Genomic DNA, 16,657 nt, shown 5'->3' with positions numbered 1-16,657 from the left:
GTGGCACTTCGTTTCCGCGTAAGCAACGATAACAACGATAAACGGAGTGCCACTCCGTTTTACAGTTTATTCTTTTCCTTCTTAATGGCTCGTTTATTCATATTTGCCGTGGGCGGCACCGGCGCGCGGGTGCTACGCTCGCTTACCATGCTGCTGGCCGCCGGCATGCGCCTACCCGACTGCGACCAAGTTATCCCCGTCCTAGTTGACCCCGACACGCAGAACGGCGACGTGACGCGCACCGTGGACCTGCTCAAGCGCTATAAGCGCATCCACGACGCCCTATACCAGGATGGCCAGCATCCGAAAAACGAGGGCTTTTTTGGCCAGGACCTGACCACGCTGGCCCAACTCAACACCTCCGGCGTGGAGGGGCTACGCGACTCATTTGTGTACGACTTTGGCGGCATCAATCAGTCGTTCAAAGACTTCATGCACTACAACGAGGCGAGTGTGGAAACGCGGGGCTTGCTCGATTTACTTTTCACGCCCGACAGCCTCAACGCCAGCCTCGACCTAGGTTTCCGGGGCTCGCCCAACGTAGGCAGCGTGGTGCTCAACTCGCTGGTGCAGGCCAAGGAAATGCGCTACCTCGCCCAAAGCCTCAACTCCGACGACCGGGTCTTTTTCATCAGCAGCATCTTCGGCGGCACGGGCGCGGCCGGCTTCCCGCTGCTGGTCAAGAACCTGCGCGACCCCGGCGTGGATTTGCCGCAGCCTTCGGTGCGTGCCGCCGTACCGGCTGGGGCGCTGGTGCTGCTTCCCTACTTCAAGTTGCAGCAACCCTCGGCCGAGGAGAAGAAAAACGGTCAGGACTTTATTGACTCCAATACCTTCATTACCAAGACGAAGACGGCACTCAGCTACTACGCCGAGCACTTGGAAGGCATTGAGTCTATGTACTACCTAGGCGACCAGGCCGGCCAGCCGCTGCCCAACAACCCCGGCCGCGCCGAGCAGCGCAACCAGGCGCACCTCATGGAGGTGCTAGGCGCGCTCGCCATCCAGCATTTCCTAGGTCAGCCCGCCAGCCAGCTCGACCGCGGCAACCCGGCCTACCACGAGTTTGGCCTGAAAAGTGACGCCCCGACGGTAGACTTTGGGCAGCTCTCGCCGGCCCAGCGCCGCGAGGTAGCCCGGCCGATGATACAGTTTCACTACTTCGCGCGGTATTTCCGGCAGCACTTGCTGGAAGAAAAGAGCGCCCCGCTCTACAAGGGTGGCAAGCTGGGCCAGCACCTGCCCGCCAGCACCGGCCCGCTGGCCGACCTTACCGATTTCTTCACCGAGTACGAAAGCTGGCTGCGCGAACTCGGCGTGAACGAGCGGCGTTTCGCCGCCCTGCACCCCGACGAAATGGACTTTAACAAGATGGTAGCCGATAAGATTATCAGCACCGGCTTCTTCAATAAAGGCCTGACAGATGACGTGTTGCGCGCTGAGCTAAATGACGCGGTGGGCAAGACGAACCTCGATAACCCCGATTCTGCGCGGGCGTTGCGCTGGCTGGTGGAGGCCTTCAATACGGCTACCGAGAAGGTGGTCGATAGCAAGTTGCAGTACTCATAAGGAGGCAGTTGCGCGGACTTTGTAGTTCGCGAGCGAGCAACGCGAGCGGCTGGCGTGAATATTCTCGCAGGCGCTACTAGCTAGCTCATATGCGGACTACAAAGTCCGCGCAACAAAAGCCCCGAAACCCATTAAAAAACAGCTACTAGCCACCGGCTACCAGCTTCAGAATAACATGGCTAAAATCCTCCGCCTGCACCGCACGGGCTCCAGCACCCACGAGGGCTGGGGCCGCACCGGCAAAATTGGCAAAAATGAAATTGACGGCCCCAGCGGCATCCAGGACCCCGAGGGCGGCCGGGCCGAGCGCGTGGCGGTGGCCATCCCGTCGCCCTTCGCGCGCATGCACTTGGTCGAAACTGCCCTAGCCTACGTGGGCAGCAACCCCGGCCAAACTGATTCGGTGCACCACCGGCTGGTGGGGCAGTTTTGGGACTTGTGGGAGCTGGTATTCAACTACTACCAGCGGCGGCAAGCCAGCCAGCGCCTCAGCGTGCGCACCTGGAACCGCACCGACGAGCTGGCCCGCCTCGAAGCCAATCCGCAGACCCGGCCGCTGGCCCAGGCACTGGCGTTGTACTTGAATGACAAGCGATTTAACAACATCACCGACCTGAATCTGCTGTACTTCCCCGGCGCCACGCCGCAGGAGGCCCCGCAGCTGCTGGGGGGTACCTCGCCGCTCACAGTGTTTTTCCCGGCGCCGGCCGTACGGGCCTTGGCGGTGCAGCGGCCTGAGGGCGGTGGGCACTATTTCGATGGGCGCTACGTGGCCCTAGGTCAGCGCGAGCAGGCGTTTCAGGATTACATCTACCAGCAGTTTGTAGCCGACCCGGCGCTGGGCCGGCTAGCCCCAGCGGTGCGCAATGCGCTTGACCCCAACATTTTGAATAAGTGGGGCTTGGATGGCAATGCGCAGCTCGCCGACTACCCCTACCTCGCCGACCAAGCCGGCAACCCGGTGGCAGTGGCGGGCGTGGCCGTGCGCGTGCGTCCCGACGAGGGCATCTTGCGCAATTCCGATTTCACCATCCGGCCCGACCGGGTGCCGGTGCCGGGCTGGCCGCTGCCGAATCCGCTGCCACTGGTGCTGCGCCCCGGCCTGCAAGCGCCAGGCAAGTTTTACTACAACAACTCGCTGCTCGGCGACAGCGGCAACAAGGTGCCCGCCAGCGACCCCCGCGCCCTGGCCGACCGCACGCTGCCCGGCCCCGACTTAGCCTACCCCTATCTCACTCTCAACGACTTACTCGAAGAAACGCTGCTTACCGTGCCCTACGAGGTCGATGGCAGCCGCTTCGTGACCGGGCAGCTCAAAATTGCGCCCGGCTACAAGCCCACGTGCTGGCCGCTGCTGCCGGTAAAGCCGCTGTATTTCGACTACTTCACGGCTGCCGAGCTGGCGACCCAGCTCACGATGGAGCTCGACCCAGCCTGCGTGCGGGTGCGCCTGCGCATCCCGGTGGCGGGCGGATTCACCGTTGATTATGAGCGCGCTTACTACCCCAACCCGCGCACCGAGGGCCTAGGTCGCCTGCTGGTGACCAACGTGGGCTTGTCGGTTTTCCCATTCGTTAAAATCGCTGATGCGCCGCAGCTCAACGACTTCTACAAGGTGATGCTGGTCGATGCTAACAACATCGACCCCAGCCTGGTGCACAAGCCGGTGGAGCTACAATTTGGCGTGCAGGGCCGAGTGCTGTCGCCCACCGGCACCGAGCAGAGCGCCACGGCCTACCCCCGCACCCGCAAGAGCAGCACCGACGAGGGCAGCACGTACTACGAAATCAAGGGCACGCCCTTCGACTACGTGGTGGTGGCGAGCCCCGCGCCGGCCGCTGGGCAGGCGCTGGTGGTACCTAGGTGGCGCGAAGTGCGCCAGGGCACCAAGGAGTTCCGCTTTGCCATCGACTTTGGCACCACCAACACCCATGTGGCCTACCACGACGGGCCCAGCCAGCCGCCCCAGCCCTTCAATTTTGGGCCGGAGGATACGGCCGTAGCCTTGCTCAAGAAATCTTCGGAAGAAACTGATTACCAGGCGTACGAGCAGTTGTACCGGGGCATTGAGGAAGACCCGGCGCACGGCATTCAGCTGCGGCGCTGGCAGCGCTACCAGCAGCGTGAGTTCGTGCCCTCGTTTGTGGGCGCGGGCGGGTCGCCGTACCAGTTCCCGATTCGCACGGCCACGAGCGAGGCCGCTAGCTTCTCCATCGAGCCGCCGCGCTTGCTGGCCAATGTCAACGTGGGCTTCGGCATCAACACCGAGGAAGAAACTAACGACTCGTACCACACCAACCTGAAGTGGGGCGAAACCGGCGAGGCCGCCCGCCACCGCGTGCGGATGTTCTTCCGCGAGATGTTGCTGCTGTTCAAGTACAAAGCGGCGCTGCACGGCGGCAATGTGTCGGCCACGCAGGTGGTATGGTTTGCGCCGCTCAGCTTCTCGGCCTTCAGCCGCGACTTGTACCAGCGTGAGTGGGACACGCTGTTTAAAGAGATTTTCCACACCAGCCGCGGCACTACCTACCTACCCGAATCGTCGGCCCCGTACTTCTTCCTGACCCGGCGCGGCCTCGTGACACCCGGTCCCGGCGAGAATGCGGCCTTTATTGACATCGGCGGCGGCACATCCGACGTGCTGTTTTACTCCGACCAGCAGGCCAATCCCAGCGGCCCGCGCAAGCATCACCCGGCGTTCAGCACCTCATTCCGCTTTGCGGGCAATGAGCTGTGGGGCGACGGTGCGGCCGACGTGCGCGGCACCAAAGACAACGGCCTCGTCCGCTTCGGCCTCGACAGCATTCGGGCGCACCCGCTGCCGCACACCAAGGCCGCCGAGTTGGCCGTGAAGTGCCTGGCGGTGGTCGAAGCCAATCCGGCTTTTGGCTCGGAAGAAGTTGCCAGTCTGTTGTTTAACTATGAGCGCGAGTTCCAGTTTGGCGAGCGGCTGCTGATGGCGCAGCACCTGCGCGTGCTGTTCTACCTGCACTTCGGGGCCATCGTGTACCACCTAGGGCAGGTGACAGCCGCGCGCGGGCTCACGGCGCCACGCTACCTGTGCTTCACGGGCCGCGGTAGCTTGTACCTGCGCCTGCTGTGCCCCAGCAACTTGCGCCCCCTGGAGCAGGTAGCTAGCCTCATCCTGACCAAGGTAATGGGCACGCCCGCACCGGCCAATTTCAAAATTGTGCTGGCCGACGACCCCAAGCAAACTACTGCCAACGGCGGCGTGCTAGCCACCGGCGTCGATGCCGAAAGCACCGCCGAGGTACCGCCCATTGTGCAGCCCATCGGCACTGGCACCGAGGACGCGGCCGAAAACCGCCCCCTCTACCCCAGCGACATCACGGAGGAGGTCAAAAACGCCGTTATCGCCAACGTAGAGAAATGCCTCACGCTGCTGCTCACCGATGCCGACCTAGTGGCCGCCATGCACAACCTAGGCATCAAAAACCCGCCCGGCCTGGTGCTGCGCGAGCTCACGGGCGCCCTAGCCGACTCGTTCAACCTAGGCCGTCAGCGTTACGCCAATACACTGCCCGCCGGCGAGCCTATTCCCGAAACGCTGTTCTTCCTGCCCCTCAAGCACGCGCTGTATGTACTGTCGCAGGTGCTGCATGGTTCCGCTCACTAAGCTCGTATCATGCGCATTAACCTATTGTCATTCCGCTGTAGCGTGGACTCTGTGAGTCCGCGAGTGAGCGCAGCGAACAACTTGCGTCAGAAGTCACCCAGCGCAGTCTGCTCGCTACGCTCGCTCGCGGACTCGCAGCGTCCACGCTACAGCAAGCTTGTGTACTTAGCAATGTTACTGAGTCTGAGCCGGGTTGGGCTGGGGCAAACCGCCTCGGCTCCCACCCGCGAAGACAGCGTGAAAGGTCAGATTTGGACGGCCACAGCTCGACGCGTCTGGACCGATGAGAAGGCGACGCCGCCCGCCACGAAATGGGCCACAGGCTCGGATTTTAGTAAATGGGTGCTCACCCAGCAAAACGACAAAGCCGAGCTAGGGTCGCTATGGAAAGCCGTGCTTACCCGCGTCGGCAAGGGCCAGCCAGCCACGCCGACGCAAGTAGTGCAAGCAATTATAGCTGAAGTCAGCCAGCGTAAAGACCAAAAAACCGGCGCTTTAGCCAAAGTAAATCTGCAATCCTTGCAGGTAGACCTAGAACCGTTTGTGCCCGCCGGTAGCACTTCCTCGGCGGTAGTAGCCGCCGCCGACTCAAGTACGCCTGCCGCGGCCCAGTCCGCTAGCACCTCTCGCACGGTAGCCGAGGATGAAAACCCGGCCCCAGAAGTACGAGCGCTGCCCGCCGCCGCTACCTACACGTCGCAGCCGCTAGAGCCGCGTTATTTCGGCATGCCCCCGGCCCTGGCCGGAACGGTGCTCATGCTGCTAGGGGCGGCGCTAGGGTATGGCATTGCATCTAATCGCTCGAAAAGCAAGCGGCGGCATCGGCACCATTCCTCTTCGCCGTCGTTGGCTGAACCTGAAACTTCTCCTGATATGAATCCTGTAGAATTCCGCAAGCTAGAGAATCAGAATAAGCTACTTCGCAATGAGCTTCAGCAGATTAAAAAGCAACTAGCTGATTTGCAAAAGCAGTTTTCTGGCGCCCCTGCTACGCCTGCGGCCCCGGCGCCAGCAGCGGCGGCGCACATTTCTGCAACTTCACTGGCGGCAGCGGCCGCCGCTGCACAGGCAGCCGAAAATCCGCCAACCCCAAACACGAGTGTTGCCGCGCCACCCGAAATCACCAAGGAAGCTGACGACGAGTTGTTTTCGGTTACTTTGACCGTGCCGAAAGGTATTTCCAAGCCAGCTACGCCCGCGCTAACTTCGACACAGCCCGCCGCTCCCCAATCCGCTGCCACGCGCTACGGCCCCGTGCAGGAATCAGCCTTTTTGGAGGAACGCAAAATCGTGGATGCGCCTCTCCCCCAACTGGCTCTGATGCTAACGGTAAATCCGCACAACCCCGACCAGGCGAGCTTCACCCTCAATCCTAATGTGGACCAGGCCCGCCTCATCGGCGATGGCCTGACGCGCCTGCAAAAATTTTTCGACTACGACCCGCCCCTAGGTGGCCGCATTACGTTGGTGACCGCGGCGGCGCCGGGCCAGCTCCAGCGTCAGGCAGATGGCTGGCAAGTAGTGCAACGCGCGCGACTGAACATTAGCTAATGCCATTTGGTGTACCGTGGACCCTGCGGGTCCGCGCGTTGGGCGGCCTACCCACGCGCGGACCCGCAGGGTCCACGGTACATTCGTTATCTATCCGCTTCTATCATGTTCTTACAGATACTTGAAGTAGTCCTGATTCTGGGGCTTATTGCCTGGCAGGTGTTCGTTTTTCTGGCGAATCGCCGCCTCATTGCGCGGGTGCAGGCCATGTACCCCGAGGTGGCCCAACTCGGCGTGCAGGCCGTAGATGCCAACGCCGAGCTGCGCTACACCGACAGCTACGTGCCGCAGGAGTACGACGCGCTCACCGTCAGCCGGTCCAGCCCCGAGTTCGCTCAGATTCTCACAGATACCAATGACTACCTGCGGGCCAACAAAGGCGCAGCGGCCGACTTCAACACCCTACGCGACATCTCGGAGCGCGAAGCCTCTTTGCTGGACCAGGAGATTGAGGCCCAAATCTCTACGCCGCTTTACCTAGGATTGCTAGGCACGTTCCTAGGTGCCATTTTGGGCTTGATAGCGTTGGTAAACCCTTTTGGGGACGAGACTTCGGCGGCGGGCGGCGCGTCGTTCAACAACTCAGATGTGACACACTTTTTGGGCGGCATCCTCATCGCTATGAGCGGCAGCTTCATCGGCTTGCTGCTGACTCTAGGTGGCAACCAGCTGCTAAAATCGGCTCGTGCCCAGCGCGACCGGTACAAGAACGGATACTACAACTTCCTGCAAAAAGCGCTGCTGCCCCGCCTCAACTCGGATATGCAGGCCAGCATGAGCAATTTGAAGTCGGTGCTGGATACATTTAATCAGGACTTTTTCTCGAAGATTCAGGCTGACTTTTTCTCAAAAATTGCGGAGTTCACGCCGCTCATCAGCCGCATCACAGAGAATATCAGCATCCAGAAAAACTTCCTCGAAAAGCTGCAACAGATAGGCTACACCGAGTTGGCCAACGCGACCATCAAGGTGTTTGACCGGGTCGATGAGAGCGCGGCGTCGTTTGAGAAGTTCCTAGGATACCAGCAGAGCCTGAACGTGGCCGTGAGCAAGGGTGCCGACACGGCCCAGACTATAACGAGCCTGCTCGACCGCCTCAGCAGCCTAGAGTCGGCCTTGAAGCAAGTACCGGGCTACCTAGAGCAGCACGACGCCCGTATTCGGGAACAGGCGCGGTTTTATGGCGAGCACCAGGCGCTGCTGTCGCAGATTAGCCAGGGCGTGACGCAGGCCCTGAGCGAGGACGCCCACAAAATGAACGAGGTGCTCGAAAAGCGCCGCGACGAGTTTGTGGCCCAGGCACAGTCGGCCCACGTGCAGTGGGATGCCTATTTCCGGCAGCTCAACAAGGACAACGTGTACCAGAAGATAGTCGAGTACCTGAACCCGTTTCAGCAGCTACCCGCGCAGCAGCAGGCCCTCAATCAGCTGCAAGAAACCCAGGCCCGTCGCAGCGCCGAGGCGCTGCAAGCCTTGCAACAGCCGTTGGAGCAAAACCGCCGCATTCAGGAAGAGCTGCTACGCCAGACCGAGCGCACCAACGCCGTACTCGAAAAGCTCACCAACCGCAACTGGCTCCAACGGATGGTCGGCTAACCCATGAAGCAGAGCAAAGACTTTTTTTGGCCCAGCTACGTCGATTTGATGACGGCCTTGTTTCTGACGATGCTGGTGCTCTTTGTGCTGAGCTACAAGCTGTTTCAGGACAAGCAGCAGGGACTCGTAACGGCCAACGCGCAGCTGAAAGTGCAGCTCAAGGAGAAGAAGAAAATCGACGAGATAAAGCAGGCCTTGAAGCGCCTGGAGAACCCGAAGTACTTCATTTACAACAAGGATTTCAAGCGCTACGAGCTGAGCTTCGACGTCATTTTTGACCCTAGCAGCCCGGTTTTGAAAGAGGCTTACAAGCCCAAACTGATTCAGGCTGGCCGGTTTTTGGTTAGTCAGCTTAGCTCGCTCAACGAGCGGGATAATATTCAATACCTGGTAGTTATTGAAGGGCGCACGGCTCGCTACGCCACTCGCCAGGCCGATGGCACTTACTCTTACAACTCGCCTCAGAACTACGATGGGCCGGCCACGCGCCAGCTCAGCTACTTGCGGGCGCTGGCCGTGTACCAGCTGTGGCGCGAGGCGGGCATTGTCTTTCCGGCCCCGCGCTACGAAGTCGTGCCGGCGGGCAGCGGCTTCGGGGGCGTAAACCGCTACCGCGACGCGCAAGAAGAACTTAATAAGCGCTTTATTATCCAGATTCAGCCCAAAATCGGCTCGCTCGATGCGGCGGTCTTACCCGCCCGCTAGCCCGGCCGTATAGCGGGGTATGCACCTCGTTCTCCGTTTCCCAGTGGCCCAGCCGCCGGCCGTGGTTATCGCCGGCTTCACCCAGGAGCTTTTTGTGGCCCTAGCCCCGCCGTTCCCGAAGTTTCACCTCATTCGCTACGACGGCAGCAACACCGGCGACACCGTTATTATCGAGTTGCAAGTCGGCCCCAAGCGCTGGCGCTGGACCTCGCTCATCACCGACAACGGCGTGCTACCCGACGGCACGCACTACTTTGTAGATGAGGGCCAACTAGTGCCCGCGCCGCTACGACAGTGGCGGCACCGCCACCTCATCGAGCCCGCGCCGGGTGGCGGTAGCGTCATCGTGGAGGATATCACTTTCAGCACCGGCCGCCGCTGGCTCGACTGGCTAATTCGGCCCGCCATGTGGGCGCAGTTCAAGTTGCGCGGGCCGGTGTACCGCCGTTGGTTCAAGTAGGGCGAACTTTGTAGTTCGCGTTTCTGCTTTTTAGTGCCTATCACTCAGAAACGCCCTTTACCCAACTCGCGCCTTCGCGCCCCTGCCATGCCCGCCACCATCGTCCTCAAAAACGGAAAAGACCACTCCCTGCGCCGCCGCCACCCTTGGGTATTTTCGGGCGCCATTGCCCGCGTGCAGGGCGAGCCTACGGAGGGCGAAGCCGTGCGCGTCGAAACCCAGGCCGGCGAACTCTTGGGCGTGGGCCACTACTCCAGCGGCGGCTCCATCGCGATGCGCATGCTCGATTTTGGGCCGACAGCCGAACTCCCTACCCCCGACTTTTGGGTGAAGAAACTGGCCAACGCCTATGCCCTGCGCCAGCGCCTAGCCCTCACGGGCACGGCCGACACCAACGTTTTCCGCCTTGTGCACGCCGAGGGCGACGGCCTGCCGGGCCTCATCATCGACGTATATGGCGATGTGGCCGTAGTGCAGGCGCACAGCGTGGGTATGTACCGCGCCCGCCCCGAAATAGCTAGTGCCCTACAAGTTGTATTTGGCGATAAGCTGCGCTCCATCTACGATAAGAGCTCGGAAACGGTGCCCGGCAACGCCGTAGGCAACGCCAAAAACGGCTACCTTTTCGGCGAAAGCACCGGCGCCGAGCACATCGTGAGCGAAAACGGCCACCAGTTTGCCGTGGATTGGGAGACGGGCCAGAAAACCGGCTTCTTCATCGACCAGCGCGACAACCGTGCCCTGTTAGCTCGCTACTCGCCCGGCCGCCGCGTACTCAATACCTTCTGCTACACCGGCGGCTTCTCGGTTTACGCCCTCGAAGCGGGCGCCGAGCTGGTGCACTCCGTCGATAGCAGCAAAAAAGCCATCGCCCTCACCGAGCGCAACGCCGAGCTGTCGAGCCACGCCGACCGCCACGCCGCTTACCCCGAGGACGTGCTCACTTTCCTCAAAAATCACTCGGCCGAGTACGACTTGCTTGTGCTCGACCCGCCCGCGTTTGCCAAGCACATGGGCGCCCGCCATGCCGCCCTCATGGGCTACAAGCGCCTCAATGCGTCGGGCATCGCCCACCTCGCGCCGGGCGGGTTACTCTTCACGTTTTCGTGCTCCCAAGTTGTTAGCCCCGAGCTATTTGAAGGTGCGGTGCTCGCCGCCGCCATCGAAGCTGGGCGGCCAGCGCGCATCCTGCATCGCCTCACCCAGCCCGCCGACCACCCGGTAAGCTTGTTTCACCCCGAAGGCGCTTATTTGAAGGGCTTGGTGCTAGCGGTGGAGTAAGCGCCGAACTTTCGCAGCCCCTTCTTCGGTACTACAAGCGTGTTTACTAAAAAACAAAAATCTCCGCCCTCTCGCCAACCGGTTGCCGTCATTGGCGCGGGGGTGGCGGGGCTCGCCGCCGCCGCTCGCTTGGCGGTGGCGGGGCACCCCGTCACGGTATTTGAGGCCAGCGGCTCGTTTGGGGGCAAGATGCACCAGTTTGAGCTGCCGGGTGGCTACCGCTTCGACGCGGGGCCGTCGCTATTCACGCTGCCGAAGCTGGTGGACGATGTTTTTTGGCTGGCCCACCGCGAGCCGAGCGAGTACTTCCGCTACGAGCGGCTCGACCCGATTACCAATTATTTTTTTGCCGATGGCACGCGGCTTACGGCCTGGGCCGATAGCCAGCAGTTTGCCACGGAGGTCGAGCAGAAGCTGGGCACTTCGGCGGCGGCGGTTACGCAGTTCCTAGGTCGGAGCGGGCGGGCGTATGATGCTACGGCAGGCACTTTCCTACACAAGTCGCTGCACAAAGCCGGCACCTACTTCAGCCCCGAAACACTGAAGGCGGTGGCCGCGCTACCTTCCCTAGGTCTTACGGGCACCATGCACGCCCGCCACGAAAAGGCGTTTGCCAACGACCCGCGCCTAGTGCAGCTTTTCGACCGCTACGCTACGTATAACGGCTCCGACCCGTATCAGGCACCGGCTACGCTCTCGCTCATTCCGCATTTGGAGCACGGTATTGGAGCGTTTTACCCCGAGGGCGGCATCTACGCCATTGCCCAAAGCTTGCACCGCCTAGGGGAGGAATTTGGTGTGAAATTTCGCTTCAACGAACCAGTACGCGAGATTCTGACGGCCGGCGACCTCGTCACGGGCCTGCGCACCGACCAGGATATCTACGACTTTGGCGTAGTGGTGAGCAACATGGATGTGGTGCCCACCTACCGCAAGCTACTGCCGCAGCAGCCTGCGCCCGAGCGCACCCTAGGGCAGCCGCGCTCATCATCTGCCCTCATTTTTTATTGGGGCATCGCCCGCGAGTTTCCCGAGTTGGATTTGCACAACATCTTCTTCTCGGCCGATTATAAGCGCGAATTCGACGCCATTTTTCAGGAAAAAACCGTGGCCGATGATGTGACGGTCTACGTCAACATCACTTCCAAGAAGACGCCCACCGACGCCCCCGCCGGCCAAGAAAACTGGTTTGTGATGGTGAACGTGCCCCACGATGAAGGCCAGGATTGGGCCGCCCTCACTGCCAAAATCCGCGGCATCGTGATAGCTAAGCTCAGCCGCTCGCTGGGCGTTGACCTAGAGCCGCTTATCAAGGCCGAAAAAACCTGGACGCCGCCCGGCATCGCGGCCGACACCTCGTCGTTTGGGGGCGCTCTTTACGGTAGCTCTAGCAATAATACGCTGGCCGCTTTTTTGCGGCACCCCAACTTTTCAAGCCGACTTCACGGACTGTACTTTTGCGGCGGCTCGGTGCATCCGGGTGGCGGCATCCCGCTGTGTTTACTCTCGGCCAAAATAGTAGCCGAACTCATTGATAATTAAGTTTTGAGCGTTGTGTGCTGTGTGTTGAGTCAGCTTAAAGTGGCTCAATACCCAACGCACGACGCTCAAAACTCCAACTTTATGGAGTTTTCGAATTCACCGACGCCTTTGGCTGCGCCTAATTCGCGGCTGCGTGTGGCGCAAGGACTGGTTTTGCTATTTCACCTCACAGGCTTTGTGGGGCTGGCTTTTGCCCAGGATAAGTCCTTTTACCTGAAGTATACGCCTCTAACGCTGCTGCTCACGGCGGGCTTGCTAGGAGCGTTTCAGCCCGAGCGCAATTGGTCGTTCTGGCTGTTTGTGATGCAAACTTTCCTGCTGGGGTTCACGGCCGAGTTTGTGGGCGTCCATACCGGGGCCATTTTTGGTAGCTACCACTACGGTGCCACCCTAGGCCCAAAGTACCAGGAAGTGCCGTGGCTGATTGGCCTTAATTGGGTGATTGTTACGTACTGCGCGGGTATCCTGACATCCTATCTACCGCTACCAATGCTGTTTCGGGTGCTGGTAGGCGCAGCACTTATGGTGGGCTTTGACCTATGCCTCGAGCCCATGGCCAGCCGCTACGACTTTTGGCATTGGACTGGCAACGTGATTCCGCTGCGCAATTTCCGCGACTGGTTTCTGCTGTCGTTGGTAACGCAGTTGCTATTTCAGCGCAGCGTCTTTCTCAAACGCAACCCACTCGTACCGCTGGTGTATTTGGTGCAACTGCTGTTCTTCTTTGTGCTTGGTTTGCTTCATCCTTAGGAGGTATGCGCTAGGTATGTTTTGCTTGTTACAAGCGCTAAATAGCCCCATAAGCCAACGGTCGCTTATGGGGCTATTTAGCGCCAGGCGAGTGCTTTCGAGAAGAAATTTTTCAGCCCATTTTTTTGTAGTATAGCTGGGGACGCGTGTTTGCGCAGGTCCTACGTGCACTGGTTTTCTAGGCCAGCTATTTCTTTCTATACGATAATCTGCGCTTGGTTTTAGCTACTAGGTAGTGAGTCTATTTACTTAAATGAAAAATATAATTTTCTTTGGCGACAGCCTTACGGCGGGCTACGGCCTGCCGGCGGCTGACAGCTTTCCGGCGCGCATCCAGGAAAAGCTCGACGCAGCTGGCCTTGCCTACCGCGCCCTCAACTACGGCGTAAGCGGCGAAACCAGTGCGGGCGGACGGCAGCGTCTGCCCAGCGTGCTAGCCCGGCAAGCGCCTGACATCTTTGTGCTGGCTCTAGGGGCCAATGATGGCCTGCGCGGTATTGCGGCGCGCGAAACGGTGGCAAACCTGCGCTATATCCTGACTGAAGTGCGGCGGCAATTTCCACAGGCTCAGCTGGTGCTAGCGGGCCTAGAGTTTCCGTTTGACCTAGGGCCGCTGGGCGTGCCCGGCTTGGCGCGCTATGCCCAAGAGTTTGCGGGCCTTTTTCGCACCCTGGCCGAAGCAGAGGGTATAGCCTTTATTCCATCACTGCTGGCAGGCGTGCTAGGCCGCCCGCAGCTAAACCTGGCCGACCGCGTGCATCCCAATGCCGCTGGCCAACGCTTGCTGGCCGCTAACGTGTGGGCTGTACTCGAGCCGCTGCTGCAAGTGGCGGCATAGCACACGTAAGGTCTCAGGGCGAGTGGTATAGTTTCCCCTTTGCCCTAGCTAGGCTAGCACCGTATTTTTGGGGTTCGCATAGTACCTAGGGCCAACTGCTAGCTCGGCAGCTGGCCCTAAGTGCTGCATTTAAAAAGACGAAACCCGGTGCTTAGTCTGTGCAACGCAGCGCCACGCCTGTATGCCGCCTCTATTTTCTGAGCCTGAGTACGACCTCTATCTTTTTGTGGCGGGCTCCACTGCCAAATCACAGGATGCTGAGCGCAATATTCGCGCTATCTGTACGCAGTATTTGAGTGGACGTTATTCGCTGGAAGTGGTAGATATTCAGCAGCATCCCGAGCGTGCCCTGCAAGAGGAACTGCTCGGCCTGCCTTGCCTTATTAAGAAGCGGCCAGGCTTAGTGCGGCGGCTGGTGGGCGACCTCTCGGACCGGCCGCGGGTGCTGAAGGCGCTAGGAATAGTGTCTTAATTGACCAAGCCCTGCTTGGTGGGGTTGGGGCCAAACTCGCAGGCGGCGAGCTGGCGGCGATGCACCCGAAACCGCAGCAAGCCTACCAGCAGCACCACCCCAGCCCCAGCCAGCGCCGTGTAGCCAATCCGCCCGCCTCGCTCGGGGTGAAACTGAACGAGCGCTAGCCCAAAGCCCACTAGCGCTAGTGCCGTGCGCACATACGTTAGCAAGGTGCGCTCATTGGCGAGGCGCGTGCGCTGCAAGGCCAGTCGGTCAGAAAGCGAAAGTGGGTCGGTGAAAGCGGTGGGCATAGGCGGGGGCGTCGGCAAAAGAACTGTGCCCCTGCAATACGCAAAGTGGCTGACTAGTGGGCAGCGCCTGGTGGGGCCCGCATAGCTTTACCTAGTCGGCCGGCGCATCGGGCAGCGTAACTGTGAAGGTGGTGCCCGCCCCCAGCTTACTGCTCACATCGAGCGTACCCCCGCGGTTCTGCACTATAGTTTGTATCATGTGCAGGCCTAGGCCGGCGCCTTCGCCATCGGCCGTGAGGCGGGTAAAGGGCTGAAATAGTCGCTGTCGGTCGCGGCTTAGGTCGATGCCGCGTCCATTATCGGTCACTGTGAGCAGCACGGCCGTGCCCTGCCGGCGAGTTTGCACCTGAATGACCGGGGGCCGCTCGGCCGACCGGTATTTGAGGGCGTTGTGCACCAGGTTTTTCAGAATGCTTTCGAGATAGAGACGTGCGTACCGGACGCTGGGCGCCGCCTGAAAATTAGCAGTAAGCTGCCCCCGCTGCTGATGCACGAGGTCAGCTAGTTCGGCCTGCACCGTGGCATACACCTCGGCGAAAGGCACTAGCTCGAGGGCCGGAACAGCAGCTCCGTGCTGCGTGTATAGCACCTGCAGCATGCCTTGCATAGTGCCCGCTAGCCGGTTTACTTCTTGGCCCAGTAGGGTTAGCACGTGGTCCTGAATTGGGCCCGGGGCTTCTTCGTGGTACACATCTAGTAGGCTGCGCAGGTTCGTGACCGGGCCTTTCAGGTCGTGAGCCACAATGTGCACAAAAGAATCTAGCGAGGCATTGGCTTCGCGCAGCGCTTGGTTTAGGCGCTGGGCTTCGTGGGTGGCAGCGGCGCGGGCCAGCGCCCGGCCAGCGTAGTCGGCCACTAGGTTGAAAAAATCGCGGTACGCCGCATCTAGCGGCCGCCGAACGCTCAAGCCCACAATAAGCACGTGCCGAATGCTGATGCTGCCCACGCCTGCTTGCAGCGGCAGCACTAGTGCCTGCGTGGGGGGCGCGGGCCACTCCCCATCGGGCCACGGAGCAAAACGCTCGGCCAAGTTGTCTACCAACAGCGGCGCTTCGGCTGCGAGGGCTTCGGCCAGCGGCCACACCGTTTTACCAGACTGGGCCGCATTCAGTACTACGGTGGCGGGGGCAGCAGGCTCGCCAGCTGGCAGCCCAAACCACGCCCGCAGCTCGGCCTCGGGGGCGGCAGCGGTGCGGGTGTAGAGCAGGGCAAACGGAATGTCGTCTGTGTTGGTGGCTAGAGCTGCCATCAGGTGCTGGGCTGCCTCAACGGGCCGCGCCGACAGGGCAGTTTGAGACGTGAGGTGGCTGAGCAGCGCTAGCCGCCGCTGCTGCAGCACGGTAGTAGTGGTTTCGAGCGCCGTAACATAAATGCCGCCCACGGCCCCGGCCTCGTCATAAATAGGGCTGTGCGAAAACGTGAAGTAAGTTTCTTCTACAAACCCCTGCCGGTTGGGCAGCACCAGGCTATTTTCAAAAAACGTGGTTTCGCCCCGCAGCACTGGCTCGAAGATGGTATCCAGAAAGGGCCACATTTCGCGCCACCAAGGCTCGGCGGGCTGCCCTAGGGCGCCAGGGTGCTTAGCTTTCAAAATGGTGGCGTATCCATCATTGTAGAAGTGCACGAGCTCGGGGCCCCAGTGCACCATCATCGGAAAGCGAGAGCCCAGCATGATGCTCACCGCTGTGCGCAGGCTCAGCGGCCAGGTGCGCATTGGACCCACCCGCGTCTGCGACCAGTCCAGCGCCCTGATTTGGCTGCCCATCTCGCCGCCATCCGGAAATAGACGTGCCGCCAGGGCAGCGTCAGTTAGTTTGTCTTCGGAGAAAGGCATAAGAGCGTGTGCAGTCGTACCGTGAGGCTTTTCAGTAAGACATGCAGAGGGATAGTACGCAAGAAAAGCACGAATCAGTTGATTTATAAGCCGCTTTTGCACCAGTGCTGCCGTTTTTTCACCCTAGGT

General features: G+C 60.6%; 13 protein-coding genes. 11 read left to right on the top strand and 2 right to left on the bottom strand.

Annotated features, from left to right (window positions below; all coding sequences use genetic code 11):
• The first annotated feature begins 84 nt into the window (after window positions 1-84).
• From FNT36_RS12475 to FNT36_RS12425, 11 genes are all read left to right on the top strand, one after another.
• Window positions 85-1,569: a hypothetical protein gene (locus FNT36_RS12475; RefSeq protein WP_144848060.1), complete on the top strand. Its 1,485-nt coding sequence runs from the start codon at window positions 85-87 to the stop codon at window positions 1,567-1,569.
• A 175-nt stretch (window positions 1,570-1,744) separates the two neighbouring features.
• A complete protein-coding gene (locus tag FNT36_RS12470) occupies window positions 1,745-5,206 on the top strand; it encodes a hypothetical protein (RefSeq protein WP_144848058.1) in 3,462 nt (1,153 codons plus the stop codon).
• Between the two features lie 171 nt (window positions 5,207-5,377).
• A complete protein-coding gene (locus FNT36_RS12465; protein ID WP_144848056.1) occupies window positions 5,378-6,757 on the top strand; it encodes a DUF5320 domain-containing protein in 1,380 nt (459 codons plus the stop codon).
• A 105-nt stretch (window positions 6,758-6,862) separates the two neighbouring features.
• Entirely contained in the window at window positions 6,863-8,353 is a 1,491-nt protein-coding gene (locus FNT36_RS12460; protein ID WP_144848054.1) for a hypothetical protein, read from the top strand.
• A gap of 3 nt (window positions 8,354-8,356) precedes the next feature.
• Window positions 8,357-9,058, top strand: a complete 702-nt coding sequence (locus tag FNT36_RS12455) for an OmpA family protein (protein WP_144848052.1) — start codon at window positions 8,357-8,359, stop codon at window positions 9,056-9,058.
• A 19-nt stretch (window positions 9,059-9,077) separates the two neighbouring features.
• Complete coding sequence (locus FNT36_RS12450; RefSeq protein WP_144848050.1) at window positions 9,078-9,518, top strand: SRPBCC family protein; 441 nt, start codon at window positions 9,078-9,080, stop codon at window positions 9,516-9,518.
• Window positions 9,519-9,605: 87 nt separating this feature from the next.
• Window positions 9,606-10,799: a class I SAM-dependent rRNA methyltransferase gene (locus tag FNT36_RS12445; protein WP_144848048.1), complete on the top strand. Its 1,194-nt coding sequence runs from the start codon at window positions 9,606-9,608 to the stop codon at window positions 10,797-10,799.
• 39 nt (window positions 10,800-10,838) lie between these two features.
• On the top strand, window positions 10,839-12,341 hold the full coding sequence (crtD, locus tag FNT36_RS12440) for a 1-hydroxycarotenoid 3,4-desaturase CrtD (protein WP_144848046.1): 1,503 nt from the start codon (window positions 10,839-10,841) through the stop codon (window positions 12,339-12,341).
• Between the two features lie 81 nt (window positions 12,342-12,422).
• Complete coding sequence (locus FNT36_RS12435; protein WP_144848044.1) at window positions 12,423-13,091, top strand: carotenoid biosynthesis protein; 669 nt, start codon at window positions 12,423-12,425, stop codon at window positions 13,089-13,091.
• A 253-nt stretch (window positions 13,092-13,344) separates the two neighbouring features.
• Window positions 13,345-13,929: an arylesterase gene (locus FNT36_RS12430; RefSeq protein WP_144848042.1), complete on the top strand. Its 585-nt coding sequence runs from the start codon at window positions 13,345-13,347 to the stop codon at window positions 13,927-13,929.
• A 181-nt stretch (window positions 13,930-14,110) separates the two neighbouring features.
• Complete coding sequence (locus FNT36_RS12425; protein WP_144848040.1) at window positions 14,111-14,401, top strand: circadian clock KaiB family protein; 291 nt, start codon at window positions 14,111-14,113, stop codon at window positions 14,399-14,401.
• On the opposite strand, the gene FNT36_RS12420 is transcribed toward FNT36_RS12425, so the two are convergent.
• On the bottom strand, window positions 14,398-14,694 hold the full coding sequence (locus FNT36_RS12420) for a YidH family protein (protein ID WP_144848038.1): 297 nt from the start codon (window positions 14,692-14,694) through the stop codon (window positions 14,398-14,400). The genes FNT36_RS12425 and FNT36_RS12420 overlap by 4 nt on opposite strands.
• Window positions 14,695-14,785: 91 nt before the next feature.
• A complete protein-coding gene (locus tag FNT36_RS12415; protein ID WP_144848036.1) occupies window positions 14,786-16,528 on the bottom strand; it encodes a sensor histidine kinase in 1,743 nt (580 codons plus the stop codon).
• Window positions 16,529-16,657: the final 129 nt, after the last annotated feature.

Source organism: Hymenobacter setariae (genome assembly GCF_007713685.1).
GTDB classification, from domain to species: Bacteria; Bacteroidota; Bacteroidia; order Cytophagales; family Hymenobacteraceae; genus Hymenobacter; species Hymenobacter setariae.
Note: the sequence above shows the minus strand (reverse complement) of the source record. Positions and strands in the feature narration are given on the sequence as shown.